This is a genomic window from Yinghuangia aomiensis (genome assembly GCF_039542225.1).
GTDB classification, from domain to species: Bacteria; Actinomycetota; Actinomycetes; order Streptomycetales; family Streptomycetaceae; genus Yinghuangia; species Yinghuangia aomiensis.
Genome location: NZ_BAABHS010000010.1, coordinates 96002 through 120253, shown reverse-complemented (window position 1 = coordinate 120253; position 24252 = coordinate 96002). Strand labels below are relative to the sequence as shown.

Below are 24252 nucleotides of genomic sequence, written 5' to 3'. Positions count from 1 at the left end.
CCTCACCGCTCCCGTACCTCCGTCGGCTCCCGTCCCGCCCCCGGCGGTCCGGCGAAGGCCTGGGCGACCGTCAGCCATTGCTCGGCCACCGGCCCCGTCGCCTTGATCGCCAGGTCGGACGGGTGGCGGCGTTGGGTGACCAGCAGGCAGAAGTCCTCGGCGGGGCCGGTCACGCGGTCGGCCGCGGACTCGTCGTCCCAGGTCCACGGAGTGCCGTCCGGGGCGGTCAGTTCGACGCGGACCGGGACTCCCGGGTCGGGGAGGCCGTGGGCGGCGAAGGAGAAGCCGCGGGTGCGGATGCCGATGTGGGCGATGTGGTGGAGGCGGGCGGTGGGCCGGCGGCGTTGGCCGAGCGCGTCGGCGACGTCCTGGCCGTGTGCCCAGGTCTCCATGATCCGCGCGGTGGCGAGCGATGCCGGTTTCATGGGCGGGCCGAACCACGGGACCGGGGTGTCCGGGGCGACGGCGGCGAGGGCGCCGGCGAGTTCCGCGCGCCCGGCTCGCCATGCGGCCAGCAGGGTGGCGGCGCCCTGACGTGCGCCCTCGTCGGCGCCGTCGTCGATGAAACGCGCACCGTCGCGCCGCCGGGCTTCCTCGGCCATGGCGGTGAAGTCCGCGGGTGCGGTCACGGCCCGGACCGCCCACGCGTCGGTCCACGCGAGGTGGGCGATCTGGTGGGCGATCGTCCAGCCGGCCGCCGGGGTGGGCAACGCCCAGTCCGCGGCGGGGAGGTCGGCGACGCGGGCGTCGAGGTCGGCGCCTTCCGCGGCCAGGTCGGCGAGCAGTCGGTCGAGCAGCACCAGCATCCACCTCGGTCCGGATCGCCTACGGGTCCTCCGGACGGCTCACGGGCTCACCAGGTCACAGGTTCGCCGACGCCGCCGCCGGATCCCGCTCATCCTCCGCCGCCGCGATCCCGGAGACAACAACCGGAGACGACAACCGGAGACGACAACCGGAAACGACAACCGAGACGACAACCGGCGGCACGGCCCGGCGAAACGGCCAGGGCCTCAGCCCGCGTCCTCGAGCCGGAAGCCCACCTTCAGGCCCACCTGGTAGTGCTCGACCTCGCCGTCCGAGATCTGCCCGCGGATCTGCGTCACCTCGAACCAGTCGAGGTGCCGGACGGTCTGCGACGCGCGGCTGATGGCGTTGCGGATCGCCGCGTCGAGGCCTTCGTGGGACGAGCCGACGATCTCGGTCACCCGGTAGACGTGGTTGGTCATGGTGCTCTCCCGGACTTGCGGCACGAGGACGGACCCAGCAAGGACACACCCGACGAGGACGGACCCGAAGGGCAGGCCGGCAGGCGGCCGAAGACGCCGGAACGACGCCCGGATCCGCACGCACGGCGGATCTGTCCAGTACACGCCGCACCCCCGGCCCCCGCAAAAGCACCACGCCCGCCACCGCCCGCAATTCCGTCACGAACCGCCCTTCCGGACGAACCGGCGCAGCTTGGTCAGCGGCCACGTGTTGATCACGTCGTCCTTCTCCAGCCAGCCGCGCTGCGCGCTGCCGACGCCGTAGCGGATGTACGGCAGGTGCGTGGTCGAGTGCGAGTCCGAGTCGACGGCGAACTTCACGCCGTGGCGCTTGGCGCGCAGGATGTCTTCGTCGCGCAGGTCGAGGCGCTCCGGGTGGGAGTTGATCTCCAGTGCGGTGCCGGTCCGGGCGCAGGCGTCGAAGACGGCGTCCCAGTCGGCGTCGATGCCGGGGCGTTTGCCGATCCGGCGGGTGGTGGGGTGGCCGATGATCGCGACGTGCGGGTTCTCGCAGGCGCGGATGAGCCGCTTGGTGATGTCGGCGCGGTTCTGGTTGAAGTGCGAGTGGATCGACGCGACGCAGATGTCGAAGCCGGCCAGGATGTCGTCGGGCCAGTCGAGGCCGCCGTCCGGGGCGATGTTGAGTTCGGTGCCGTGCAGGATGCGCATCTTGCCGTACTGGCCTTGGAGTTCGGCGATGCGTTCGCGTTGCGCGAGCATCTTCTCGGTGGTCATGCGCTGCATGACGAGGTCGGGCGCGTGGTCGGTGACGGCGTAGTAGGCGTAGCCGCGGGCGTGGGCGGCGGCGAGCATGTCTTCGAGGGAGGACAGGCCGTCGGTGAGGTTCGTGTGCGTGTGCAGGTCGCCGCGGATGTCGGCTTCGGTGACCAGGTCGGGGAGTTCGCCGCGTTGCGCGGCTTCGATTTCGCCGCGGTCCTCGCGGAGCGGCGGCGGGATCCAGGGGAGGCCGAGGCGGGCGTAGACGTCTTCTTCGGTGCGGGAGGCGAGTGTTTTGCCGCTTTCGGCTTCGAACAGGCCGTACTCCGAAAGCTTGAGTTTCGCGCGGACGGCGAGTTCGCGGGTCCGGATGTTGTGGGCCTTCGATCCGGTGAAGTACTGGAGTCCGGCGCCCCACGATTCCGGCGGCAGGACGCGCAGGTCGACCTGCAGGCCTTGGTCGGTGCGGATGGAGGTCTTCTTGTCGCCGTGCCCGATGACTTCGGCGGTGTGCGGGAGGTCGACGAGGGTGGCCATGAAGGGGGCGGAGGATTCGGCGGCGACGAGGATGTCGACGTCGCCGATGGTTTCGCGCATGCGGCGCAGCGATCCGGCGTAGGTGCAGCGTTCGCAGCCGTCGATCGCGGAGAGGTCGGCGACGATCTGCTCGGCGACGTCCATGGCCTTGTTGATGAGCCTGCGGCCGCTGGACCTCTTCAGGACGTCGATGCTGTGCAGGATGTTCTGCTCGGTCTTCGGGCCGAAGCCTTTGAGGCCGCGGAGGCGTTCGGCGCGGATGGCGGCGGCGAGGTCGTCGACGGAGGCGATGCCGAGTTCGTCGTACAGCAGCATCGCTTTGCGCGGGCCCAGGTTGGGGATGGCGGTGAGTTCGCGGACGCCGGGCGGGATGGCGGCGCGGGCTTCGTCGATGAGGGCGACGCGGCCGGTCGTCAGGTACTCCTCGACTTTGTCGGCGATGGACTTGCCGACGTTGGGGATCTCGCGCAGGCCTTTGGCGTCGAGGGTGGCGATGTCGGCGTGGTAGCCGCCGACGGCGCGCGCGGCTTTCTCGTAGGCGCGGGCTTTGAACGCGTCGCCGCCGGTGATGGCAAGCAGGTCGGCGTATTCCTGGAGCAGGGCGGCAGCGTCGTCGTTTGCTCGTGGCATACGTCCAGGGTGCGTCGCGGCCGCCGGGCGGGCACCCCGGAAAGCGAGGTGCCGCGCGGCGGTCGTGCGTCCTTCGCCGCGGTCAGGCGTCTTGTGCGGCGAAGCCGGTGCGCCAGCTCGGGAACTCCGGCTGCCATCGGCGCGAGCGGGCGAGGGTGTTGTCGGCGCCGCGCGCCCACGCGGGTCCGCCGCGGGTCGCGGGCGGGGCGGGGACGCCGAGGGCGGCGGCGAGGGCCGGGAGCCAGTCGCGGCCGGGTGCCGGTTCGTCGTCGGTGATGTTGACCGGGCCGCCGGGCCAGTCGAGGGCGGCGACGGCGGCGCGGGCGGCGTCGGCGATGTGCACGAACGAGGAGACCGCGTCGTCGGCGTCGAGGGCGCCGAGGAACGCGGCGGCGGGGCGTCCGGCGAGCGCGTCGGCGACGGGGCCGCCGGGCGCGTACCAGGTGCCGGGGCCGTAGAGCAGGCCGTACCGCAGGACCACGGCGGTGGGGAGTTCGGCGGCGGTGTCCTCGAGGGCGCGCACCGCGGCGACGGTGCGGGCCCGGGGTTCGTCGGCGGTGCCGTCGAGGGGGACGGATTCGGTGGCGGGGGTGTCGCCGGGCGGGTAGGCCCAGGCGATGGACTGGACGACGATCCGGTCGACGCCGGCGGCCGCGGCGGCGTCCACGAGGTTGCGGGTGCCTTCCCGGCGCAGCCGGGAGTTGGCGGCGCCGTCGGCGGCGGACAGGTCGGTCAGCTGGTGCAGGACGGCGTCGGGGCGGGCGTCGGCGACGGCACGGCGCAGCGCGGCCGCGTCGTAGACGTCGACCTCCGCTGCGTCGGCGCCCTGGGCCCGGATCGCGGCGGCGCCGTGCGCGGTACGCGACGTGCCGGTGACGTGGTGGCCGGCGGCGTGGAGCAGGGGGACGGCCAGGCGGCCGACGGCGCCGGTGGCACCGGCCAGGAAGACGCGCATAACGGTGGTCCTTCGGGGTGGTCGTGCTCGGTCAGGTCAGCACGGGCCTGGGGCCGAACGGGGGCAGGGATGCGGTGCGGGCTTCGGCCACCGCTCGGGTGACATCGGCCGTGACGAGGTCGTGGTTGAGGGCGGCGGCGATCGCCGAGCCGTGCGCGGCGGCGGTGATCACCTGGGCGCGCGGGTCGACGGCGTTGCCCGCCGCCCAGACGCCGGGGACGCTGGTGCGGCCGGACGGGTCGACGGCGACCCAGCCGTCCGGGTTGCGGACGCAGTCGACGGCGTCGAGGAGCCCGTCGTGCGGTTCGAAGGCCGGGCCGGCGAACACCGCGGTGCGCGGGACGACGCGTCCGTCGGCGAGTTCGACGCCGCGGAGCCGTCCGCCGTCCGCGACGATGCGCTTGACCTCGCCGTCCTCGATGCGGATGCCGCGGGCGGCGAGGCGTTCGCGGTCCGCGGGGGACGGGTCGGTGCCGTGGGCGAAGTAGACGGTGTCGGGCGACCACTGGCGGACGAGCAGGGCGTGCTCGACGGAGTGCGGCTGGGTGGCGAGGACGCCGAGGGGCCGGTCGCGGACTTCGTAGCCGTGGCAGTAGGGGCAGTGCAGGACGTCGATACCCCACCGGTCGCGCAGTCCGGGGAGGTCGGGGAGGTCGTCGCGCAGCCCGGTGGCGACGACGACGTGGCGGGTGGTGAGGACGGGTCCGCCGGCCAGGTAGACGGCGAACTCGGGGTCGGTGCCGGTGTCGTGGGGGTCGAGTCGGCCGCGCGGGACGATGTCGTCGACGTGGCCGGTGAGGATTTCGACCCCGTAGCGGGCGATTTCGGCGCGGCCGACGGCGAGGAAGCCGGCGGGCGGCATGCCGTCGCGGGACAGGAAGCCGTGCATCTGCGCGGCGGGGGCGTTGCGGGGTTCGCCGCCGTCGACGACGAGGACCCGGCGGCGGGCGCGGCCGAGGACGAGCGCGGTGCTCAGACCGGCGGCGCCGGCGCCGATGATCAGGGCGTCGTAGGCGGGGTGGGGGGTGTGGGCGGGGGGTTCGGTGGTTGCGGCGGTTGCCGCGGTTTCGGTGGTTTCCGCGGTTGCGGCGGTTTCGATGTCGGCATCGGGAACGTTCGTGATCCGGTCGCTCATGGCGATCACCTCCGACGCCAGAGTGCGGTGCGCCTTGCGCCTCAGACAACGTTTGTTGCCGTTTCCGGGAAACAGGGGGTGGCCGGGACGGCCGCGCCGCGGAACGAGCCGGCGACCTGGCGGGTGGCGGCGTTGATCCGGTTCCAGGCGTTGACCGAGGCGATGGCCATGACGAGGTGGGCGAGGGCGTTCTCGTCGTAGTGCGCCGAGGCTTCCGCCCAGACGTCGTCGGGGATCCCGTCGGAGGTGTCGGCCAGCCTGGTCATGGCTTCGGTGAGACGCAGGGCGGCGCGTTCCGCCGGGTCGTACCAGGGCGCGTCGCGCCAGCCGGCGACCGCCCAGATCCGCTCGGGGCTCTCCCCCGCGCCGTGCAGCCGCTCGGCGTGCATGTCGAGGCAGACGGCGCAGCCGTTGATCTGACTGGCACGGACGCGGACCAGTTCGAGGGTGGCCGCGGGAAGCACCGCGGCGACGGCGGTTTCGAGCGCTTCGAGGCCGCGGTAGGCGCCGGAGGCGAGCTTGAAGACGTGGGGCATGCGAGCCTGCATCATATTTCCTATCCTCGATAGTTGATATCCGGAATATGTGGCCGTCGAAGCGCCGCCGTCGAGCGGCGAGTTGCCTGTCCCCGCGCCGCAGGCCGTCTACTTCAGCTCGGCGAAGCGCCGCCGGTACGCTCCCGGGCTCCCCGGCGACGCCGCCTCGACCTCGTCGCGCAGCTCGGCGAGCGTGCGCGCGGCGAGTTCGCGGCGCCAGGCGAGTTCCGCGCGGCGCATGGTCTTCGAGATCGCGCAGTGCTCGCGGTAGTCGACGCCGTCGCGCCCGGTGGGGCCGTTCCGCAGGATCTCCTGGCAGCGGAACGCCTCCTGCGGCCCCTCGATCGCGGCGACCACGTCCATCACGGTGATGTCCGCCAGGTCGCGTGCGAGCCGGAACCCGCCCCGCGGCCCGGAGGACGAGGTGAGGATCCCGGCCCGGACGAGGGCTTGGAGCTGCTTGTTGAGGTACGCGGGCGGCAGGTCGAAGATCGCCGCAAGCTTCGCGGCCGACACCGCACCGTCCGCCTCGGCCCATGCCAGGTTGAGGCAGCTGTGCAGCGCCCATTCGACGCCTTCGCCCATCTGCATATCTGGATAGTACATGTCCGGGATAGCGCGGCCGCCACCCGTTTTCCGGTCACCCCTCGGCCGCCGCCCGCCGGACGAACTCCCCGAACGCGTCCGCGACCTCCCCCTCCGTCCACTGCAACGCCGGTTCCGCCACCGTTACTTCGGCGAGCGAGAGCCCCGGGGCGGTCGGCTCGTGCCAACCGGCGATCAGCCACTCCCCCCGCTCCGCGGCGAACTCCAGCGTGAGGCGCTCAAGGAGTTCGGCGGGGTACGGCAGCCGGATCTGGAACTGGTGGGTGTGCGGCTGCTCCGGGTGGACGTGGGCGCCGGGGACGGAGGCGAGCGCGGCGGCCACCGTCTTGGCGTGGGCGACGCGGGCCGGGAGCAGCGGGAGGGTGTCGTCGAGTGCCGCGAGGCCCTCGGCGGCGACCGGCCACATCTGGAAGGGGAGGCCGCCGTAGCGGTGGCGCCAGACCGCGGCCTGATCGACGAACTCCGCAGGACCGGCCAGGCACGCGCCGGAGGCGGCACCGAGGGACTTGTAGAGCGAGACGTACACCGAGTCGAACAGGTCTGCGATCTCCGCGAGTCGGCGGTCGTAGAACGGCGCCGACTCCCACAGTCGGGCGCCGTCGAGGTGGAGGACGGCGTCGCGTTCCCGGGCGGCGTCGACGAGTTCCGTCAGCTCCTGCCACGACGGCAGCGTGAAGCCGCCCTCGCGCAGCGGGAGTTCCACGAAGACCGTGCCGACCGGCTCGGCGAGGCCGCGGATGTCGGCGGCGGTCGGCTGGGCGTAGCCGCGGTGCAGGACGACGGGACGCAAGCCCGTCACGCTGGTCACCGCACCGCTTTCGTGGAGGATCGGGTGCGCCAAGTGGTGCATGGCGACCGCCGGGGAGCCGGTGCGCTCGGCCCAGCAGCGCAGCGCGACCTGCTGCGCCATCGTCCCGGTCGGGAACAGCAGCGCGGACTCGGTGCCGAGGAGTCCGGCGACCCGGTCCTGGAGGGCGTCGACCGGTCCCCCGTCGCCGTAGAAGTCCGGTGTCCCGCCGCTCTCGCCGAGCGCCGCGGCGATGCGCGCGAGCCGCTCGGCGGGGGCGACCGGGCGGATTCCGGAGAGGATGCGCGGGCAGCCGCGCATGGCGTGGAAGCGGGCGGTACGGGCGTCCATGGCGAGCGTCATCACGCCATCATGCTCGGTCGGCGGACCGGCCGCGGAGCGCGCGGCGCGAGCCCCGCCACGCCGGATCTCCGCGGGCCATGGGAATGCCGGGGGCGCGGCCCGCGCTAGGTTCGGCACGAGAACCGCGGCGTGCGGCGGCACGGGGACTCGACGCGGTTCGACCGATCGGCGGAACGCTCGGGCGGCCCGGTCGCGGGCGCGCGTACGGTCTCAGCCTCACATCGGACGGGCGAACGCGAAGGAACAACGTGCGCGAGCTGACAGGCGTCGTCGGCGCCGTGATCGTGCTGGGCATCTTCTCGTCGGTGGTGCGGACCCTGGTCATTCCGCGCCCGACGCCGTCGCGGTTCACCCGGGTGGTCGAATACGTGACGTACTGGCCCTTCCAGCTGGCCGCCGACCGCTGCGCCTCCCCCGAGGCGAAAGACCGCGTCCTCGGCCCCATCGCCCCGCTGGCGATCCTGCTTACGCTCGTCTCGTGGCTGACGGCCTTCCTGTTCGGGTACGCGCTCCTCGAAATCGCGGTCAGCAACCTGCGCATGCCCGCGGCGCTCAGCGAGGCCGGGTCCTCGCTCTTCACCCTCGGCTTCGCCAGCGGCGACCGCGGCCCGCTGACCGTGGTGGACTTCGCCGCGGCCGCCACCGGGCCGATCACCGTCGGGCTGCTGGTCGGCTACCTGCCGACGCTGTACGGCGCGTACGCCCGCCGCGAAACGGAGGTCACCCTGCTCCAGTCGCGCGCGGGCGACCCGCCGTGGGGACCGGAAATCCTGGCCCGCTACGCCCAGGTCGAACTCCTCGACAGCCTGCCCGAGTTGTTCCGCAACTGGGAGCGGTGGGCAGCCGAGGTGAGCGAAAGCCACACGACCTATCCGGTGCTGGTCCGCTTCCGCTCGCCGCGCGCGTCGCGGAACTGGCTGGTGGCGCTGCTGGCCGTCCTCGACGCGGCCGCGCTGCAGCTCGCGTTGAACCCGTCCCGGCCGCAGGCGGAGGCTCGGTTGGGACTGCGCGCCGGGTTCGTGTGCCTGCGGGAGATCGCGGACAGCCGCGGGATCCCGTACGACGCGGACCCGTCGCCGATAGCGCCGCTGGAACTGACGTACGAGGAATTCGTCGCCGGCATCGACCACATGAGGCTCCAGGGCTTCCCGATGGAACGCGGTCCGCAGGAGGCCTGGCCGCAGTTCCGCGGCTGGCGCGTCAACTACGAGAGCCTCGCCTACCGGCTGGCCCGCGACATCGACGCCGTGCCCGCGCTCTGGTCGGGCCCGCGCCGGACGAGCGCGGCCCCGGTCGCCCCGCGGACGCCGGTGGACCGGAAGCCGGTGGGGGTGGGCAACGAGAAGTAGCCGTCGGCGTCGGCGCCGGTCCGAAGCCTGTGAATCCTTTTCGGGTCCCACCCCCTCTTATCCGTGAACCGACGGACGTCGGTCGGGAAACGGAGGCTGCGGTGGTCATCGCGATCGGTGTGGGCGTGGGTTTGGTGCTGCTGTGCACGTGCATGGTGGTGGTGCGGCGGAGGCGGGGATCGCGTGGGTGACGTGACGGAGACGGCGGCTTCGCCGTCGGCGGCCTGGCCCGGGGACCGGCTGGTCGCGGCGGCGCAGGGCGGCGATGTCGACGCCCTCGCGGCTCTGGTGTCCGGCGCGCACCCGAACGTGCGGCGCTTCGCCCGGTCGCTGTGCGCGACACCGGAGGACGCCGAGGACGCGGCGCAGGAGGCGCTGATCATCCTGTACCGCAAGATCGGCATGCTGCGGGCGTCGGGCGCGCTGGCGTCGTGGATGTTCCGCATCGTCCGCAACGAGTGCCTGCGGCGGGCGAAGACCATGCTGCGGGAACGTCCGCTGGTGGCGGACCCGACGGTGGATGCCGACGGCGGCGCGGCGGTGGAATCGGCCGAGGAAGAGGCGCTGCGGCGCTTGGAGGCCGGCCTGGTCGCGGAGGCCGTCGCCGCGCTGCCGCCGGACCAGCGCCGGGTGCTGGTCATGCGCGACATCCAGGGCTACAGCGGCCGGACGGTCGCCGCGGCGCTGGGCCTCAGCACGCCGGCGATGAAGTCCCGCCTGCACCGGGCCCGCGCGACGGTCCGGCAGGCACTCGACAGGCCGGCCGATGCGGGGGCGTGAGGAGACGGTGATGGCGGGAACGAAGACGGACACGGCGCGCGAGGCCGGGGCCGAGGCGAGCGACCCGCCCGGATCCGGCGGGCCGCCGGACTTCGCGAGCGCGTCCGTACCGCGGCATCTGCTGCGCGGCGGGCTCGGGTTCGGGGCGCTGGCGGGGGCGTTCGCGCTGCTGCCGGTGCTCGGACCGGTGAGCCTGCTGCTTCTGCCGGTGGGGCTCGTGGCGCTGCGCGGATGTCCGATGTGCTGGGCGATCGGGCTGGCACAGACGGTGTCGCGGGGGAGGTTGCGGAAGTCGTGCGAGAACGGGCGGTGTTCGCTGTCGCGGGCGGGGTGACGGGCCTCTGACGGACTCTGACGGGCCGCCTCGGGGGGCTCGCGAGCGTGAGGGTGCGGCGGCGGGCGCGAGTGCGCTCGCCGCCGCACGGTGTTTCAGGCCGCGTGCGGGATCGCGGGCGGTCGGGTGATCGGGGTCGGTTGCCGGGCGGCAGGGGCGCCAGGGGTCTGGGTGACGCGGGTGGGCGTGACGCGGGTGGGCGTGACGCGGGTGGGCTTGGCCGTTGTCGCCGTGTGGTCGCCGCCGCGCAGGGCGCCGAGGAGGTCGGCGCGGGCCCGGGACACCCGCGAGCGGACGGTGCCGACCGGGCAGGCCAGCGCGGCGGCGGCTTCCGCGTAGCCGAGCCCGAGGACCTGGGTCAGCACGAACGCGGCGCGGCGGTCCGGATCGAGCCGCCGGCACAGGTCGGCCAGCACGATGCCCTCGTCGAAGCCGGGTAGGCCGGTGTCCTGGGCGAGTTCGACGAGGCGCGGCCACTCCCCCGCGTCGACGGTACGCGGCCGGGCCGCGGCCGCCCGCAGCCGGTCGACGGCGACCCGGCGCGCGATGGACAGCAGCCAGGTACGGGCCGACGACGCGCCGGTGAAGCGCGGCAGCGCCGTCCATACGCGCAGATAGGTCTCCTGGGTCAGGTCGTCGGCCGCCTGCGGGTCGCTCAGGTAGGCGAGGAAGCGCCACACGTCGGCGCGGGTCGCACGGACGAACGACTCGGCGGACCGCGGGCATCCGGCACCCGCGGCGAGGGCGAGGGCGGTGACGTCGGGGTCGTCAGGCCGGGTGGTTGGGCGGTCGGCGGGTCGGTCGGCGGGGCGGGCTCCGGCCTGGGTCGGCCGGGAAGGGTGGTGGTGGGTGGCGGTCATGCTCCACGTCCTGGAAACGTGCGCGGTGGCGGCCGCCGGGAGGGCGGGGCGTCGCGCGGGTGGGTGGGGGCGTGGGGGCCGTCGGGGCGGGCGGGTCCGGGTCACCGGGCGGCATGGCCGCGGTGGGACTCGGGGGCGACGCGGGCAGGACGGGGCCGGGATCCGAAACCGACGCAGGCGTGCGGCGCTTCCGGACGCCGGTGCCCGACGCCGGGGCCGTGTGGCGCCCCGACTGCGGAACCCGACATGCGAGGGAGCCCGCACGGGCACTTGGCGGGCGCCAAAGGCCGGTACCGCGTCGGCGGGCGGGCGTGGTCCGGTCGCGCCCGGGCCGGAGCCGGGCTCGGGCCCGGACCCGGCCCGGACCCGGCTCGGGCTCGGACCCGGGCTCGAACCGACGAGGAACAGCCGCCGACACGAACCGGGCTCAGCACGAGGCCGCACCTACCGCACCTACCGCACCTACCGCCCGACACGCTGTCCGGCGCCGTGACGCACCGCCGAACGAGCCTGACCCGAACGCGACGTTCGCGTCGCGCCGGACCGCCGCGCGGATGCTCGGCAGTCACGGTCGCGCGTTCCTTCGCGAACGCCGCCCCGTTCGGACCGCGTCGCGGACACGGACCCGGTCCCCGCCTACGTCCCGGACACCGAGCCGGTTTCGGGCTCCGTCTCCGACAGGCTCGGCGTCCCGCCGGACCGCGTGGTCCGGCGGGGCCACCCGGCGTCGCGCAGCCCGGCCGCGCGCGGGCGGGATTCGGTCCTGCCGTCGCAGCGGGTTTCGAGCGCGTCCGGGAGTTCGCACAGCGACCAACGCCCGGCTGCGGGCGGTCTTCGGTCATCCCCGACCCGGCCCGAGCCGGCCTTCGGTCGTCTTGGACCCGGTCCGAACCGGTTCGCGGTCAGGGCTCCCGAGCTGCGGACGCCGATCGTGCGCCACGCACCAGCCGCCCGATTGCCACCAGAGCGTGGCCAGGTCGTGTCCGCGACGGCGGTGATGCCGTCGCGTACCCGGCTCGGGCCCGGTGTGCCACGTCCGTCGGCGCGTTTGACCCTGTCGGTGCAGACGCGTCCGTCGGCGGGTCCGACCCCGTCCGTGCGTACAGGTTCGTCGGTGCGTACGCGTCCGTCGGCCGGTCCGACTTCGTCAACTCCGGGGCGTCGCTTACGTCCCCAAAACGGCCAAGCCCCACGGCGGCCCGCGGCGCCGCACCGGTGTGCGGAACCACGGCGCCGCGACCGGTTCTTCCGCGGCTCGCGGTGCGCGGCGTGGGCTCGGCCACGGAGCGACCGTGGGTCGGCTCCACGCCAGGAACAGGGCGACGGCGCCGCGGAGCGGCAGCGTGATCAGGGAGGCGGCGCGGTGCAGCGCGCGTTCGCCGCGCCACAGCCACACCGCCGTGAGCAGCGCGGCCGCCGCGTGCAGGAGCAGCATGGTGTTGCCGCTGCCGTGGTTCATCGCGGCGTGGGCGGCCGGTTGCAGCCCTGCCGCGTGGCCGGGGCCGGACGCTCCGTGGCCCGGGCCGAATGCGGGCGGGTTGGCGGCGAGTGCCGGGTCGAGGCCCATCGCGGCGAGGATTTCCGCGGCCGAACCGCGGTGGGTGCCGTGCGCGGGGGCCGTACCGTCGTCGCACAGCAGCATGCGGAGCCACTGCGCTTCGATCTGATCGGAGGTCAGGGACACGCCGGCGGGGGCGCGTTGGGCCCACATGAACAGGGTGTGCAGCGCGGCTTGGGCGAGCAGCAGCCCGGTGCCGATGGCGGCGATGCCGCGTTCCCGCCCGGCGGCCGCCCAGGCGACGACGGCGAGGACCAGTCCGGCCCCGGCCGGCGCCCACCAGGCCACCGGTGTTCCGGACGCCATGACGTGTCCGGTCAACGCCAGCGTGACGCACACGGCCGCGAACAGGGCGGCGCGTGCGGTGCGGAACGGTGACCGGGCAGGCATGGTGTGCCCATGCTGCCATCCGCGTCGCCCGTTCGGACCAGCGGGGACACCGTGCCCGACCGCCGTGAACCGCGTTGGAGTAGGCGGGAACTGTTCGGTCCCGGCATCCGACTACCTGGCGACATGCGACGCGTTCCGGAAAGGCGGCAGGGCGATGGCGGCTTCGTGGGAGGGCTACCGGCGTTCGGCGGCGTTCCTCGCGCTGATGGTGTGGGTGTTCGCGACGGCGTTGGTGATCGGGCGCCTGGTCGGGCCGTCGTCGGACGACGCGGACGACCCGCTCCCCCGCCCGGGACAGCCGTCGACGTCCGTCCCGGCCGAGAAGGACGGCTCGGGGCACAACCATGCCGCCCCGGGGTCCTCCGCGGTCCGACTGCCGTTCCCGGTGTGATCCGCCCCGGTCAGTCCCGCGGTGCGGCGGGCTGGGCTTCGACGACGAAGAACAGGAAGCAGGGTGTCGTCGCGAGGCGTTCGAAGTCCTCGGGGAATCGCTCGCGGACGGCCGGGTCGGGCTGCGGTTCGCTGACGGTGGAGAGCCGGAAGCCCGCGGCGGCGAACGCGTCGATCATCCCCTGCAGCGACTTGCGCCAGAACGTCATCGGGACGGGATTCCCGTCGGGTCCCGGCCATTCGAAGGAGTAGGGCGTGGTCGCGAAGTAGTCCGGCCGCGGGTCGCCGAACGTATAGGCGACGAACGGGTGATCGACCGAGGCGATCAGCCGCCCGCCGGACTTCAGCACCCGCCGCAGCTCGGCCAGCGTCGGCCCCCAGTCCTCCAGGTAGTGCAGGACGAGCGAGGCGACCACGTCGTCGAACGCGGCGTCCGGGAACGGCAGCGGGTCGCGCAGGTCGACCACGTGCAAGTCCGCGTCGTCCCCGAGCCGCCGTCTGGCCAGCGCGAGCATCCCGGCGCTGGCGTCGATGCCGGTGACGACCGCGCCGCGGTCGCGGAGCGCGGCGGCGAGCGGACCGGCGCCGCAGCCGGCGTCGAGGACGCGCCGCCCGGCGACGTCGCCCACGAGGGCAAGGGTGGCGGGGCGCTCGTAGTGGGCGTTGACGAGACTGTCCTCGCTCGCCGCCGCGTAGGCCTCGGCGAAGGTGTCGTAGTCGTTGACCGCAACCGTGGCCGGCGGGGGCTGCTCAAGCGCGTTGCTTACACGATCCATCTCGGCAACCTACCGGTTTCCCGCGGCTGCCACGCGAGTTCGGCGGCAGCCGGTCACCCCGTACCCGCTGCTCGCCGACACCCACATCGCCCAAGCAGGACTGCCCAACTGGGCTCTCACCCTCCGCACCGGACGACATCGCCCTCGACTCCTGGACGCCGCACGTCGCGCGCGCGAGAGCGGAACACTTCATCGGCGGCTGACCGACCACGCTGCGTCAGTTCGGGTGGTACGTGCCCGCAATCGCGTTCACCCACATCACCATCACGACCAGCCCAACGGACCACACCGCAACGGCGCCGTACCGCAGCGCCCGAAGGCGGGTGAACACCGCGGCCGTCCCGCCGACGGCCAGGACCGGCCCGCCGGTCCACGGAATCTGCGAGCACAGCATCTGGCCACGAGCCGTGCAGATCAGCCCTTCGGCGGCCGAGTTGCACGGATCACTCGCCATCGCGGCCAGCGGGAGCAGCATCATGAGCACTCCCGTCGCGAACCAGAGCACCAGCAGCGTCGGAATCACCAGCGCCTTGCGGCCTTTGCCCTTCCTCCGCACACCCTGCCCGGTACCGCGGTAGGCGTGCTCCCCCGTTGTCGTCATGCCTTCAGGGTCCCGAGCGGGGACGGTGTCCGGCAGGTTACGGATACTCAACCGGGCCGACGGCGTACTCAGGTTCACGCACCGGCTCAGGCAGGGGAATCACGCGTCCGGCATCGTCCGAAGCCCCCGTCGAGCCCGACGTCACGACGGTGTGACTACTCCTACGGCTCGAACTTCGGCTGCCGGCCGCCGTCGGGGCTTCGGGGGCCCCGCCTGCCGTCGTTCGGGTCGGCGGGCGGATGCCCGCGGCCGGCCTGCTCGCGGGCCCCTCGTGAGGGGGCCTGCGGCGTACGGGGCTTGGCCGGTTCCTCGGGCCCGGATCCCGGGAGCGCCCCGCCGATCCGGGCGAATCCCACGATGGCACCATTGGCCACCTTCCACATCCGAACGTGGTTTGCGCTGTCGTCCGGGTCGTACCGCGGTGCTTCCCGAGGACGCAGGGGTGGTGCGGGGCTCGGTGGCGGCGGCGGAGCCCCCCACGCGGCGGGGCCCTCACGGGCCGGGGACGGGGCAAGCGGCAGTCTCACAGGCGGTGCCGCGGTGGGCGGGGGCGGCGGAGTGCCCCACATGGCTTGGGGGTCGCGGGCGGGGGGCGCTGCGGGTTCCCGGCGCAGGGCGGATCCGAGCCGCTGCAGGACCTGCCGGAAGCCGCCCCGGGTCTCGCTCACGTGTCCCACCGCGGTCCGTGGCCGCCGCAGGGCGCGGCGCGCCTCGGACCCGGGCCCACCGGAGTTTGATCCACGTCAGCGCGAGCAGTCACCTCTCGAGCCTACGAGCGCCCCGCCACCCCGACTAGGGCGAAACGCGCGCCGCTGTACGGCAGTCGCACCCCGCTGCCCGGCCCGCCCCCGGCCTACCCGGCCTGGCTGCCCGGCAGCGCGCGCTCCAGCAGTGGCAGCAGCCGTTCCCAGTGGCGCCGGAGGCCCTCCGGGTCGAAGGCGTCGGTGTCGGCCATCGTGAACCCGTGGATGGTCTCGTGGTAGACCTCGGAGGTGTAGTCGAGCTTCGCCGCATCCAACTCCCGGTTGAGGTCGCGCAGGGCCTCCGGGCTCAGGTCGCTTGCCGCGTGACCGAAGTGGATGGCGGCGGTGATGCGGTCGAAGGCCTCGGGGCCGTCCGCGGCCACCGGGGCATGGAAGGCGGCGAGGGCGGCCACCCGGTCGGGGTGTGCCGCGGCGGTGCGGGTGGCGAGGAGGCCGCCGAAGCAGTAGCCGGTGACGGCGATCGGGCCCGCGGCGACCTCGGGGCGGTCGGCGAGGAAGGCGAGGTACGCGTCCGCGTCGCGGAGGGTGCGTTCGGGGGTGTGCGCCTGGATCAGCGGCATCATCTGCGCCATGAGCCCGGGGCGGTCCTCGGCTCCGATGTGCGCGGGAAGGTCGAACAGCGGGGTGGGGCCGTGCCGGTAGAACATGTTGGGGACCAGGACGTAGTAGCCGTGCCCGGCCAGTTCGAGGGCCATGTCCCGCAGCACGGGCCGGATGCCGAAGCCGTCCGGGTACATCAGCACCGCGGGGTGCCGCTCGCCGTCGTCGGGGAAAGCGGCGAAGGCGTCGGCCTGGCCGTCGGCGGTGGGGATCTGGAGGTCTTCGATGGGCATGCATGCTCCTGTCGTGGTGGGTGGGTCCAGCCTGTGGTCACCACGACTGAGGCGGAGCCCGCTCGACCGGACCCGATCCTCGTACAAGCAAGGCGAACGGTGCGAATGCTGCGGCCGATCGGCCTACACCGGCACGTCCGGCGCTCAACAGAGCACCGGGTCGCCCGTCCGTGAGCGGCGCGACGCCATCCCGGTATTCATGACCGACAACGTAGACCACGGTGCGGCGCCGACGGCGACGACGGGCCGCAAACCCGACGCCTTGCCGCACCGTTCATAATTTCCCCGTCGTGGAAAACACAATCGCAAGGGGTGGGGCATGACCGCAACCAACGCCGCCGACACGTTCGGCTGGGGGATCGCAGCCACCGGTTCGATAGCCGAGACCGTCGGACGGGTGATCGCCGCGGAGCCCGGCATGCGGATCGCCGCCGTCGGGTCGCGGAACAAGGACCGGGCCGCCGAGTTCGCCGCCAAGGTGGGTGCCGGGACCGCGTACGGCTCGTACGCCGACATGATCGCCGACCCCGCCGTCGAAGCCGTCTACGTCGCCACCCCGCACGCGCAGCACCGCGAGATCGTCGCGGCGGCCCTCGCCGCCGGGAAGCCCGTGCTCTGCGAGAAGCCGCTCGGGGTGACCGTCGCCGAAGCCGAGGCGCTCGTCGCCCAGGCCCGGGCCGCGGACGTGTTCCTCATGGAAGCCATGTGGATGCGGTTCAACCCGCTGATCCAGCGGGTGCAGGCCACCGTCGAGTCCGGCGCGCTGGGCGATGTCCGGTCGGTGAGCGCGTCGTTCGGGTTCCCGATGCCGTACGACCCGGAGCACCGGCTGTGGAACCCCGCGCTCGGCGGCGGCGCGCTGCTCGACCTCGGCATCTACCCGGTCGCGCTGGCGTACTTGCTCCTCGGCGCCCCGGACTCGATGGCCGCGGTCGGCGCGCTCGGGCCGAGCGGCGTGGACGCCGAGACCTCGCTGCTCCTGGGCTGGGACGGCGGCGCCCGCGCGATGCTCGAAACGTCCCTCGTGAGCATGCTGCCCATGACCGCGACCGTCGTCGGCACGAAGGGCCGCATCGACATCGCGCCCGCCTTCCACGCGGCGACGCAGATCTCCGTGCACACCTACGGCGCGGACTTCGGTGCCGCCCCCGAGGAGTTCCGGATCGACTCCCCCGCCGAGGCCTACGCCGCCCAGGCCCGCGAAGTCCGCGACTGCGTGCGCGCCGGACGCGTGGAAAGCCGCATCATGCCCCTCGACGCGACGCTCGGCGTCCTGCGGCTCCTGGAGGACGCGCGTAGCGCACTCGGGTGACCCGGCGGGAAATCCCCCGCGTTTGCAGTCTGTCGCCGGGGACCGGCACCGCCCTAGGGTGTCGGCCCATGCGACGTATGACGAAACGACGCTGGGGCACCGCGGCGACGAGCCTTGCGTGTGCGCTGATGCTGGTCGCCGCGGTTCCGGCCTCGGCTTCGGACAATTCGGCGGGGGCCGGAGACCCCTACTTCCCGCTCGCCGGCAACCAGGGCTACGACGTCGAACACTACGATCTGGCCCTCGACTTCACTCCTTCGTCCCACTACCTGGCCGCACAGGCCACCATCTCCGCGCGCGCCGAGAAGGAGCTGGCGCGGTTCGACCTGGACTACTCCGGGCCGGCGATCGACCGGGTCACCGTGGACGGACGGCCCGCCGCGTTCGCCCGGGACGGCCAAGAGCTGACCGTCACCCCGGACCGCTCGCTGCGCCGCGGCAAGCACTTCACGGTGCGGGTCTGGTACCGGGGCAACCCGCAGCCGATCGACGACCCCACACTGGGGATCTACGGCTGGATAAACACCGACGACGGCGCCGTCGCGCTCAACGAGCCCGACGGCGCCCGCAGTTGGTACCCCGTCAACGACGATCTCAACGACAAGGCCACTTACACCTACCGGATCACCACCCCGAACGGCGTGACCGCGCTGGCGAACGGCGAGCCGCAGGGCAAGCCCGACGTGCGCGGCGACAAGACGACCGCCGTGTGGAACATGCGCAAGCCGATGGCCAGCTACCTGTCGATGGTGGCGATCGGGAAGTTCGACGTGACGTCCGGCCGGATCGGGCGGCTGCCGAACATCACCGCGGTCGACCCGGGCAGCGAGGGCGACACCGCGTCGCTGGCGCCGGACACGGCGGCGGCGGTGCGGTGGGAGCAGGACACGTTCGGAAAGTACCCGTTCGACTCGGTCGGCGGGATCGTGGACCGGCTCGGCGTCGACTACGCGCTGGAGACGCAGAGCCGTCCGGTGTACGACGGCGTGCCGGACGCGGCGACGGTCGTCCACGAGATCGCCCACCAGTGGTACGGCGACGCGGTGACGCCCAAGACGTGGGCCGACATCTGGCTCAACGAAGGCTTCGCCACGTACGCCGAGTGGCTGTGGGACGAGCAGCACGGCGGCCCGACCGTGCGGTCCGTGTTCGACGGGTGGTACGCGAAGCCGGCGGGCGACAGGTTCTGGAAGCTGAAGACCGCGGACCCGGGCCGGGACGAGATCTTCAGCTACAGCGCCATCTATCTGCGCGGCGGCATGACGCTGCAGGCGCTGCGGGTGACGATGGGCGACCGGGACTTCTTCACGCTGCTGCGGACATGGGTCGACACGTACAAGTACCGCAACGCGGACACCGGTGACCTGCGGGCCTTGGCGGAGAAGATCTCGCACAAGAACCTGAAGCCGCTGTTCGACGCTTGGCTGTACAGCGAAGAGAAGCCGGCGCGGCCGTAGCGCCCGGCGGGCGGGGCGCCTCCCGGGGAGCCCCGCCCGCTCCGGCACGGCGGCGCGGGACGTCGGCGCCGCAAGCCCCATCGGAACGTGACGCTCCGTCAGCTCATCCTTGACGCCGTCAAGAAATACTGCCTATCGTTCCCGCGGAAACACAGCGGAAACAGCCGAACAGGTGAGGGGGCGAGGGTGGCCGTCGAGACGAGTGCGACCGGTGCCGCAATCGAGGGGCACCAGGTCCACGGCCAGGACATCCCGTGGCTGCTGCGGCACTGGGCCGACAACCGCCCCGAGCACCCCGCGCTGGTGTGGGAGCCGGGCGGCGGCGCCGAAGGGCGCACCTGGACGTACGCGGACCTGCTCACCGACACCCACCGTGTGGCAGCCGGCCTGGTCGCGCGCGGCGTCGGCCGCGGCGACAAGGTGCTCGTGCACGCGGACAACTGCCCCGAGATGGTCGTCGCGTGGCTCGCCTGCGCGACCGTCGGCGCGGTGGCGGTGACCACGAACACCCGCGCGACGCCCAGCGAGATCGCCTACTTCGCGGCGCAGACCGGCTCGACGACCGCCGTCACCCAGCCGAAGTTCACCGCCGCGATCGCCGAATCCGGCGCGGAGCTGCGCTGGGTCGCGGTCATCGGCGCGGACGGAACCGACGGGGACACGTTCCCGTTCGCCGACCTGTACGGCGAGGCCGCGGACTGGACCGGCCGCCCGATCGAGCCGCTGCTGCCGTTCGGCATCATGTTCACCTCCGGCACGACGAGCCGCCCGAAGGGCGTCGTGCACACGCACGCGAACGCGGTGTGGGCGAGCCGGTCCGGCCCGCGCAGCATCGACCTGGGCGCGGACGACCGCTACCTGATCTACCTGCCGTTCTTCCACGTCAACGCGCAGAGCTGGTCGTTCTTCTCGGTGCTGGGCGTCGGCGCGACCGCGGTCCTCATGCCGAAGTGGTCGACGAGCCGGTTCTGGGACGTCGTGGTGCAGTACGGCATCACGCACATCTCGCTGATGCCGTTCGCCATGGGCACCCTCGCCTCGCCCGACCGCCCGGAGTCGAAGCTCCGGGTGGGCGTGTTCGGGCAGGTGTCGGCGGCGCTGGACAAGATGCTCGGCGTCAAGGTGTACGCCGCGTACGGCATGACCGAGACGGTCATCCACGCGATCACCGGCAAGCCGTCGGAGTACCTGCCCGCCAAGTCGATGGGGCGGCCCGCGCCGGGCTACGAGTTCACCATCGTGGACAAGGACACCGGCCTGCCGTGCGCCCCGGGCGAGCCCGGCGAGCTGTGGCTGCGCGGCGAGCGCGGCGTGCAGCTGTTCCTGGAGTACTACGGCAACGCCGAGGCGACCGAGAAGGCGTTCGACGGCGACTGGTTCAAGACCGGCGACATGGTGGTGCTCGGCGAGGGCGGCAACGTCTTCTACCGCGAGCGCGACAAGGACCTGCTCAAGGTCGGCGGCGAGAACGTGTCGGCGCGCGAGGTCGAGGACGTCGTCGCCACCGTGCCCGGCGTCGGCTCCGTCCAGGTGGTCGGCAAGTCCCACGATTTCCTCGACGAGGTCGTCGTCGCGTTCGTGATCCCCTCCCCCACCGCGCCCGACGAGGCCGAGCTGGAGAAGGCGATCCTGGAGCTGTGCCGGACGCGGCTGTCCGACTTCAAGGTGCCGCGCGCCGTCTACTTCGTGGACGGGTTCCCGCTCGGCACGCTCGACAAGGTGCTGAAGAAGAACCTGCGCGAGATGGCGGACGCGCGCCCCGCGGTCTGAGCGCGCCCCGCGGTCTGAGCGGACATCGGCGAAGGCCCTCGGCGGACAACCGCCGGGGGCCTTCGCCGTGCCCGCTGCCGTGTCCGGTCAGGCGCCCGCTGCCGCTTCCCACACCTTGCGGGTCGTCCGCAGCGTCGCCTCGGCGAAGTCCGGGAGCGGGGCGGCGCGCCAGGTGTCGTCGAGGAGTTCGACGCTGACCACGCCGTCGTAGCCCTTGTCGAGCAGCGCGCCGCAGAACGCCGGCAAGTCGAGGACGCCTTCGCCGGGCAGCGCGCGGCGGTGCATCGACTCGGTGTGGTGGTCGTCGTGGATCGGTTCCGGCGCGTCGGAGAACTGCACGAAGCCGACCAGGTCGAGCGGCAGGTCGCGGAGCGACTCCCAGGTGCTGGGGCCGCGGAAGAAGTGCCAGGCTTCGACCACGAGCTTGAGGGTGCCGTCGGGGAGCAGGTCGACGAGGCGGCGGGCTTCGTCGATGGAGTCGACGTCGCGGGTCGGCAGGAACTCCAGGTTGAGGCCGAGTCCGGCGTCGGCGAGGGCGGCGGCGCAGTGCCGGGCGTTCGCGGCGACGGCGTCGTCGACGGGGCCGGTGACGACGGTGAGGACTTCGCGGGCGCCGACGACCGGGGCGTAGCGGAGGATGCCGGCGAGGCTGCGTTCGGTGGCGTCGCGGTCGGCGCTGATGGACAGCGAGACGATCTCGTAGCAGGGCAGGTCCGCGGCCCGCAGGGCGTCGGCGAGGGCCTCGGGAGGGGTGCCGGCGCGGTCGTGGGCGCGGACGGAGAAGACGTCGAGGCCGATGTGGTCGTAGCCGGCGGCGGCCGCGGCGGCGATCTGCGCGGGCAGGCTCGGCTCGAGGCCGTAGTAGGTCGAGTGGTTGAAGGTGTTGAAGCTGTACTTCATGGGCGCCCCGGAGTCTCGTTTCTTTCATAGCTATCATAGACATGATGGCGAGGAAAGAGGCGGCGGCGGTCCGGGCCGCCGGCCCGGCGGCCGGGCCCGGCGGCCGGGCCCGGCTCGGCGGCGTCCCGGCCGGTACGCTGCCCGGGAAGGCATCCGCGCGGCGGGCCCGGGACGGCGGAGGCGGCACCGATGGTCGTGAAGATCGCGCACCGCGGCGATCCGGGGCGGATCCGGGAGAACACGCTCCCGTCGCTGGCCTCCGCGATCGACGCGGGCGGCGACTGGGTCGAAATCGACGTCAAGCTGACCCGCGACGGCGTTCCGGTGCTGCTGCACGACCACACGCTGGAGCGGCTGTGGGGTGTCGACCGGCCGATCGGCGCGGTGGCGCACGCGGAACTCGACGGCGTGGGCGGCGACGACGGGCTCCGCATCCCCACGCTGCGCGAGGCGCTCGAACTCGTGGTCTCCCGCGGGGTGAAGGTCATGGTCGACATACCCGGCGTCGCCGAAGCGCGGGCCGCGGCACGGGAAGCGCACGATCTCGGCTGCCTGGCGGACGTCGTCTTCGCGGGCAACCTGGGCGGCCTGGCCGACGTCCGGCAGCGTGTCCCCGAGGCCGTCATCGCGATGAGCTGGTCGACGCCCCGGCTGCCCAAGCCGGAGCTGCTGCACCGCATTCGGCCCGCCTACCTGAACCCGCGGCACCTGTACGCGAGCCGCCGCATGATCCGGAAGATGCGCGAGCGGGGCATCGCCCTGTCGGTGTGGACGGTCGACAACCCGCGGCGGATGGCGAAGCTGGCGGCGATGGGGGTGGACGCGATCATCACCAACGACATCCGGGCGCTGGTGGGGGTGACGGAGGGACGTCCGGCCGACCGGGGCTAGTGTCCCGGGGACCATCTGATCGTTGGATGCTGTGTGGAGGTGCGTGACGGCGGAGCCCGCCGACCGATGCGAGCGCCCCGAGATTGCGCGCCGCCGGACTGGTGAAGTCCATCGCGAGGCCGTCGACCCGCTTTCGGGGTATCGCGGACCCACGACGGAGACGGCGGGACGCCGACGCGGCCACGTCAACGACGCCCCGCGGGCCCGTCACCGTACGCCGCGCCGGCGAGAGGAGTCGGCGCCGGGTCTCACCGGGTCTGACGGTTCCAGCCGCCACGAGCCGCCGTCCACCACGTGCTGCCAGAACATGGCCGGGCTGTCGAAGGACGGCGGATCGACGTCGCGGATCTCCCCGACCAGCCGACGCAACTCGTCCCCGATCTCTTCCTCCGATTCGTCCTCGTCCGCACGGTAGAACAGGTCCACGTCGTCGAACTTCGACCGGAGCCGGCACGCGGTCTCGAGGAATCGCTCCGAGGACGTGTTGACCAGCGCGAACTTCCGGTCGCTGCTTCCCGGCTCGTACCGGTAGATGCGGCTGTCCGCCCGGGACATGCAGGCGAAACCGCCCATCCCCACAGCGATCGCGATGTCGTCCCGGACCCCGGGCGGGAACTTGTCCGGCGTCCCGGTGTCGAGGGCCTGACTGATGGTCAACGGCGGGTCGGTCCGGGCATTGCCGAGATACATCTGGCCCAGGAGTGAGCAGGGCATCCCGACCTCGGTCAGCAGCCGGCGGTCCTCAGGGTCGGCGAAATGCCGCTCGGTGACATCCTGCGGCATCGTCTCGACCCGGAACGAGCCGAACGCCGACACCATATCCGCGTGCGTGACCAGCTCCGCGCTCCTCAGTCGGCTACCGCTCCGGATCACCGCGGCAAGCACGCGCGGACCGAATCCGGTACCGGCGAGGGCGGGCACACACCCTCGGAGGTCTTCCGAGAAGGGTGTGTGCCCGAGAGCAAACGATCAGGCTGTGCCGTAGGCCCAGGCGCCGCAGGGGGTCCGGGGCGCGGTGGAACCGTTCTGCAGGCACGCGCGGATCCGGATGGGCGCGCCCTCCGGGATTTCGTAGTCGTAGTACTTGTAGCCGTTGCCGTACCCGAGGTTGCTGTAGCCCGACGCGTAGGTGTACCAGGTCCCACTCGAATTGCGGCGCTGCAACTCGAACGCGACGCCCTTCCCATCCGCCTTGTCGTCGTACAGGTCGACGTGTTCCCCATAGGTCTCGAACCAGGCAGCGGCTGTCGACTTGCCGTCGGGCCCGTACACGTACGCGTAGGCGTTCTTGCCGGAGGCCGCGTGGGCAGGGGAGGCCATGACGACGGCGGCCGCCAACGCCACACCTGCGGAGACTGCCGCCTTCGCGACCCGTGCGGTGGTCTTGCGCAAGAGAACTCCTTTGTCCGAAAGCAAATGCCGTGCTGCGGCCGATGGGTCCGTCAGGCAGACTGCGGCGGACGCGAGGACACGGCGGGGCCGCGGTCCTCAGGCCGGCCATGTCCCCTTCAACGCGACGACGATCTCCGCCCGGGGGGAGGTCTTGTCCACCGGCCACCGAATGTTGCCGGGCGCGCAACGATCTCGGCTATCCGGACGACGCACGATTCGCGGTGCCCGCGCTATCGGGACTGCGGGGCAGGGCACGTGCCCATCGCCACTTCGCTCTGCCGCGGGCTTCTTCCATCAGGGCGCGAGCAGCGACCACGTCGCCTTCGCCGATCCAGTGGGGAATCCGATTCATCCCCCGAGG

24 protein-coding genes are annotated in these 24252 nt (G+C 72.8%); 8 read left to right on the top strand and 16 right to left on the bottom strand.

Going from position 1 to position 24252, the window contains the following annotated elements; translation table 11 throughout:
• Positions 1-2 precede the first annotated feature (2 nt).
• The 8 genes from ABEA93_RS15695 to ABEA93_RS15660 all read right to left on the bottom strand — a co-directional run bounded on the left by ABEA93_RS15695 (position 3) and on the right by ABEA93_RS15660 (position 7534).
• Entirely contained in the window at positions 3-800 is a 798-nt protein-coding gene (locus ABEA93_RS15695; RefSeq protein WP_425584962.1) for a TIGR03084 family metal-binding protein, read from the bottom strand.
• Between the two features lie 213 nt (positions 801-1013).
• Positions 1014-1229, bottom strand: a complete 216-nt coding sequence (locus ABEA93_RS15690; RefSeq protein ID WP_345676149.1) for a dodecin — start codon at positions 1227-1229, stop codon at positions 1014-1016.
• Between the two features lie 198 nt (positions 1230-1427).
• Positions 1428-3152, bottom strand: a complete 1725-nt coding sequence (gene polX, locus ABEA93_RS15685) for a DNA polymerase/3'-5' exonuclease PolX (RefSeq protein WP_345676148.1) — start codon at positions 3150-3152, stop codon at positions 1428-1430.
• 82 nt (positions 3153-3234) lie between these two features.
• Positions 3235-4107 (bottom strand): NAD-dependent epimerase/dehydratase family protein, encoded by an 873-nt coding sequence (locus ABEA93_RS15680; RefSeq protein ID WP_345676147.1) that lies wholly within the window; start codon positions 4105-4107, stop codon positions 3235-3237.
• Positions 4108-4138: 31 nt separating this feature from the next.
• A complete protein-coding gene (locus tag ABEA93_RS15675; protein WP_345676146.1) occupies positions 4139-5242 on the bottom strand; it encodes an NAD(P)/FAD-dependent oxidoreductase in 1104 nt (367 codons plus the stop codon).
• Positions 5243-5283: 41 nt separating this feature from the next.
• Entirely contained in the window at positions 5284-5778 is a 495-nt protein-coding gene (locus tag ABEA93_RS15670) for a carboxymuconolactone decarboxylase family protein (protein WP_345676145.1), read from the bottom strand.
• A 108-nt stretch (positions 5779-5886) separates the two neighbouring features.
• A complete protein-coding gene (locus ABEA93_RS15665; RefSeq protein ID WP_486394363.1) occupies positions 5887-6369 on the bottom strand; it encodes an RrF2 family transcriptional regulator in 483 nt (160 codons plus the stop codon).
• A 49-nt stretch (positions 6370-6418) separates the two neighbouring features.
• Positions 6419-7534 (bottom strand): threonine aldolase family protein, encoded by a 1116-nt coding sequence (locus ABEA93_RS15660; RefSeq protein WP_345676144.1) that lies wholly within the window; start codon positions 7532-7534, stop codon positions 6419-6421.
• Between the two features lie 248 nt (positions 7535-7782).
• On the opposite strand from ABEA93_RS15660, the gene ABEA93_RS15655 reads away from it, so the two are divergent.
• The 3 genes from ABEA93_RS15655 (at position 7783) to ABEA93_RS15645 (ending at position 9997) form a co-directional block, all read left to right on the top strand.
• The gene (locus ABEA93_RS15655) at positions 7783-8883 is read left to right on the top strand and encodes a hypothetical protein (protein WP_345676143.1); all 1101 of its coding nucleotides are present in this window, start codon (positions 7783-7785) and stop codon (positions 8881-8883) included.
• A 192-nt stretch (positions 8884-9075) separates the two neighbouring features.
• Entirely contained in the window at positions 9076-9663 is a 588-nt protein-coding gene (locus tag ABEA93_RS15650; RefSeq protein ID WP_345676320.1) for an RNA polymerase sigma factor, read from the top strand.
• Between the two features lie 10 nt (positions 9664-9673).
• Positions 9674-9997, top strand: coding sequence for a hypothetical protein (locus tag ABEA93_RS15645; RefSeq protein ID WP_345676142.1), 324 nt, complete (start codon positions 9674-9676; stop codon positions 9995-9997).
• A gap of 95 nt (positions 9998-10092) precedes the next feature.
• Here ABEA93_RS15645 and ABEA93_RS15640 read toward each other — a convergent pair whose 3' ends face one another.
• Positions 10093-10857, bottom strand: coding sequence for a sigma-70 family RNA polymerase sigma factor (locus tag ABEA93_RS15640; protein ID WP_345676141.1), 765 nt, complete (start codon positions 10855-10857; stop codon positions 10093-10095).
• A 1165-nt stretch (positions 10858-12022) separates the two neighbouring features.
• Positions 12023-12805, bottom strand: a complete 783-nt coding sequence (locus tag ABEA93_RS15635) for a hypothetical protein (RefSeq protein ID WP_345676140.1) — start codon at positions 12803-12805, stop codon at positions 12023-12025.
• 154 nt (positions 12806-12959) lie between these two features.
• Here ABEA93_RS15635 and ABEA93_RS15630 point away from each other — a divergent pair, with 154 nt between their 5' ends.
• Positions 12960-13196: a hypothetical protein gene (locus tag ABEA93_RS15630; protein WP_345676139.1), complete on the top strand. Its 237-nt coding sequence runs from the start codon at positions 12960-12962 to the stop codon at positions 13194-13196.
• A 10-nt stretch (positions 13197-13206) separates the two neighbouring features.
• On the opposite strand, the gene ABEA93_RS15625 is transcribed toward ABEA93_RS15630, so the two are convergent.
• The 3 genes from ABEA93_RS15625 to ABEA93_RS15615 form a co-directional block, all read right to left on the bottom strand.
• Positions 13207-13971 (bottom strand): class I SAM-dependent DNA methyltransferase, encoded by a 765-nt coding sequence (locus ABEA93_RS15625; RefSeq protein WP_345676138.1) that lies wholly within the window; start codon positions 13969-13971, stop codon positions 13207-13209.
• Between the two features lie 217 nt (positions 13972-14188).
• Positions 14189-14572 carry a hypothetical protein gene (locus ABEA93_RS15620; RefSeq protein ID WP_345676137.1) on the bottom strand — a complete coding sequence of 128 codons (384 nt, stop codon included), beginning with the start codon at positions 14570-14572 and terminating at the stop codon, positions 14189-14191.
• An 853-nt stretch (positions 14573-15425) separates the two neighbouring features.
• Positions 15426-16169 carry a dienelactone hydrolase family protein gene (locus tag ABEA93_RS15615; RefSeq protein ID WP_345676136.1) on the bottom strand — a complete coding sequence of 248 codons (744 nt, stop codon included), beginning with the start codon at positions 16167-16169 and terminating at the stop codon, positions 15426-15428.
• A 319-nt stretch (positions 16170-16488) separates the two neighbouring features.
• On the opposite strand from ABEA93_RS15615, the gene ABEA93_RS15610 reads away from it, so the two are divergent.
• The 3 genes from ABEA93_RS15610 to ABEA93_RS15600 all read left to right on the top strand — a co-directional run bounded on the left by ABEA93_RS15610 (position 16489) and on the right by ABEA93_RS15600 (position 20708).
• Positions 16489-17481 (top strand): Gfo/Idh/MocA family protein, encoded by a 993-nt coding sequence (locus tag ABEA93_RS15610; RefSeq protein ID WP_345676135.1) that lies wholly within the window; start codon positions 16489-16491, stop codon positions 17479-17481.
• 77 nt (positions 17482-17558) lie between these two features.
• A complete protein-coding gene (locus ABEA93_RS15605) occupies positions 17559-18938 on the top strand; it encodes a M1 family metallopeptidase (RefSeq protein WP_345676134.1) in 1380 nt (459 codons plus the stop codon).
• Between the two features lie 186 nt (positions 18939-19124).
• Positions 19125-20708: a class I adenylate-forming enzyme family protein gene (locus ABEA93_RS15600; RefSeq protein ID WP_345676133.1), complete on the top strand. Its 1584-nt coding sequence runs from the start codon at positions 19125-19127 to the stop codon at positions 20706-20708.
• Between the two features lie 87 nt (positions 20709-20795).
• On the opposite strand, the gene ABEA93_RS15595 is transcribed toward ABEA93_RS15600, so the two are convergent.
• Positions 20796-21608: a sugar phosphate isomerase/epimerase family protein gene (locus tag ABEA93_RS15595; protein ID WP_345676132.1), complete on the bottom strand. Its 813-nt coding sequence runs from the start codon at positions 21606-21608 to the stop codon at positions 20796-20798.
• Between the two features lie 189 nt (positions 21609-21797).
• Between ABEA93_RS15595 and ABEA93_RS15590 the strand changes: the two genes are divergently transcribed.
• Positions 21798-22499, top strand: a complete 702-nt coding sequence (locus ABEA93_RS15590; protein ID WP_345676131.1) for a glycerophosphodiester phosphodiesterase — start codon at positions 21798-21800, stop codon at positions 22497-22499.
• 207 nt (positions 22500-22706) lie between these two features.
• Here the strand turns inward: ABEA93_RS15590 and ABEA93_RS15585 are convergent, their stop codons facing one another.
• The gene (locus ABEA93_RS15585; protein WP_345676319.1) at positions 22707-23372 is read right to left on the bottom strand and encodes an SUKH-4 family immunity protein; all 666 of its coding nucleotides are present in this window, start codon (positions 23370-23372) and stop codon (positions 22707-22709) included.
• A gap of 96 nt (positions 23373-23468) precedes the next feature.
• Complete coding sequence (locus ABEA93_RS15580) at positions 23469-23891, bottom strand: hypothetical protein (RefSeq protein WP_345676130.1); 423 nt, start codon at positions 23889-23891, stop codon at positions 23469-23471.
• Positions 23892-24252 lie beyond the last annotated feature (361 nt).

Coding starts and splice junctions, on each gene's coding strand:
- ABEA93_RS15690 (WP_345676149.1), bottom strand. CDS start 1,229: ATGACCAACCACGTCTACCGGGTGACCGAGATCGTCGGCTCGTCCCAC.
- polX (WP_345676148.1), bottom strand. CDS start 3,152: ATGCCACGAGCAAACGACGACGCTGCCGCCCTGCTCCAGGAATACGCC.
- ABEA93_RS15680 (WP_345676147.1), bottom strand. CDS start 4,107: ATGCGCGTCTTCCTGGCCGGTGCCACCGGCGCCGTCGGCCGCCTGGCC.
- ABEA93_RS15675 (WP_345676146.1), bottom strand. CDS start 5,242: ATGAGCGACCGGATCACGAACGTTCCCGATGCCGACATCGAAACCGCC.
- ABEA93_RS15670 (WP_345676145.1), bottom strand. CDS start 5,778: ATGCCCCACGTCTTCAAGCTCGCCTCCGGCGCCTACCGCGGCCTCGAA.
- ABEA93_RS15665 (WP_486394363.1), bottom strand. CDS start 6,369: ATGCAGATGGGCGAAGGCGTCGAATGGGCGCTGCACAGCTGCCTCAAC.
- ABEA93_RS15660 (WP_345676144.1), bottom strand. CDS start 7,534: ATGACGCTCGCCATGGACGCCCGTACCGCCCGCTTCCACGCCATGCGC.
- ABEA93_RS15645 (WP_345676142.1), top strand. CDS start 9,674: ATGGCGGGAACGAAGACGGACACGGCGCGCGAGGCCGGGGCCGAGGCG.
- ABEA93_RS15640 (WP_345676141.1), bottom strand. CDS start 10,857: ATGACCGCCACCCACCACCACCCTTCCCGGCCGACCCAGGCCGGAGCC.
- ABEA93_RS15635 (WP_345676140.1), bottom strand. CDS start 12,805: ATGCCTGCCCGGTCACCGTTCCGCACCGCACGCGCCGCCCTGTTCGCG.
- ABEA93_RS15630 (WP_345676139.1), top strand. CDS start 12,960: ATGGCGGCTTCGTGGGAGGGCTACCGGCGTTCGGCGGCGTTCCTCGCG.
- ABEA93_RS15625 (WP_345676138.1), bottom strand. CDS start 13,971: ATGGATCGTGTAAGCAACGCGCTTGAGCAGCCCCCGCCGGCCACGGTT.
- ABEA93_RS15620 (WP_345676137.1), bottom strand. CDS start 14,572: ATGACGACAACGGGGGAGCACGCCTACCGCGGTACCGGGCAGGGTGTG.
- ABEA93_RS15615 (WP_345676136.1), bottom strand. CDS start 16,169: ATGCCCATCGAAGACCTCCAGATCCCCACCGCCGACGGCCAGGCCGAC.
- ABEA93_RS15610 (WP_345676135.1), top strand. CDS start 16,489: ATGACCGCAACCAACGCCGCCGACACGTTCGGCTGGGGGATCGCAGCC.
- ABEA93_RS15605 (WP_345676134.1), top strand. CDS start 17,559: ATGACGAAACGACGCTGGGGCACCGCGGCGACGAGCCTTGCGTGTGCG.
- ABEA93_RS15595 (WP_345676132.1), bottom strand. CDS start 21,608: ATGAAGTACAGCTTCAACACCTTCAACCACTCGACCTACTACGGCCTC.
- ABEA93_RS15590 (WP_345676131.1), top strand. CDS start 21,798: ATGGTCGTGAAGATCGCGCACCGCGGCGATCCGGGGCGGATCCGGGAG.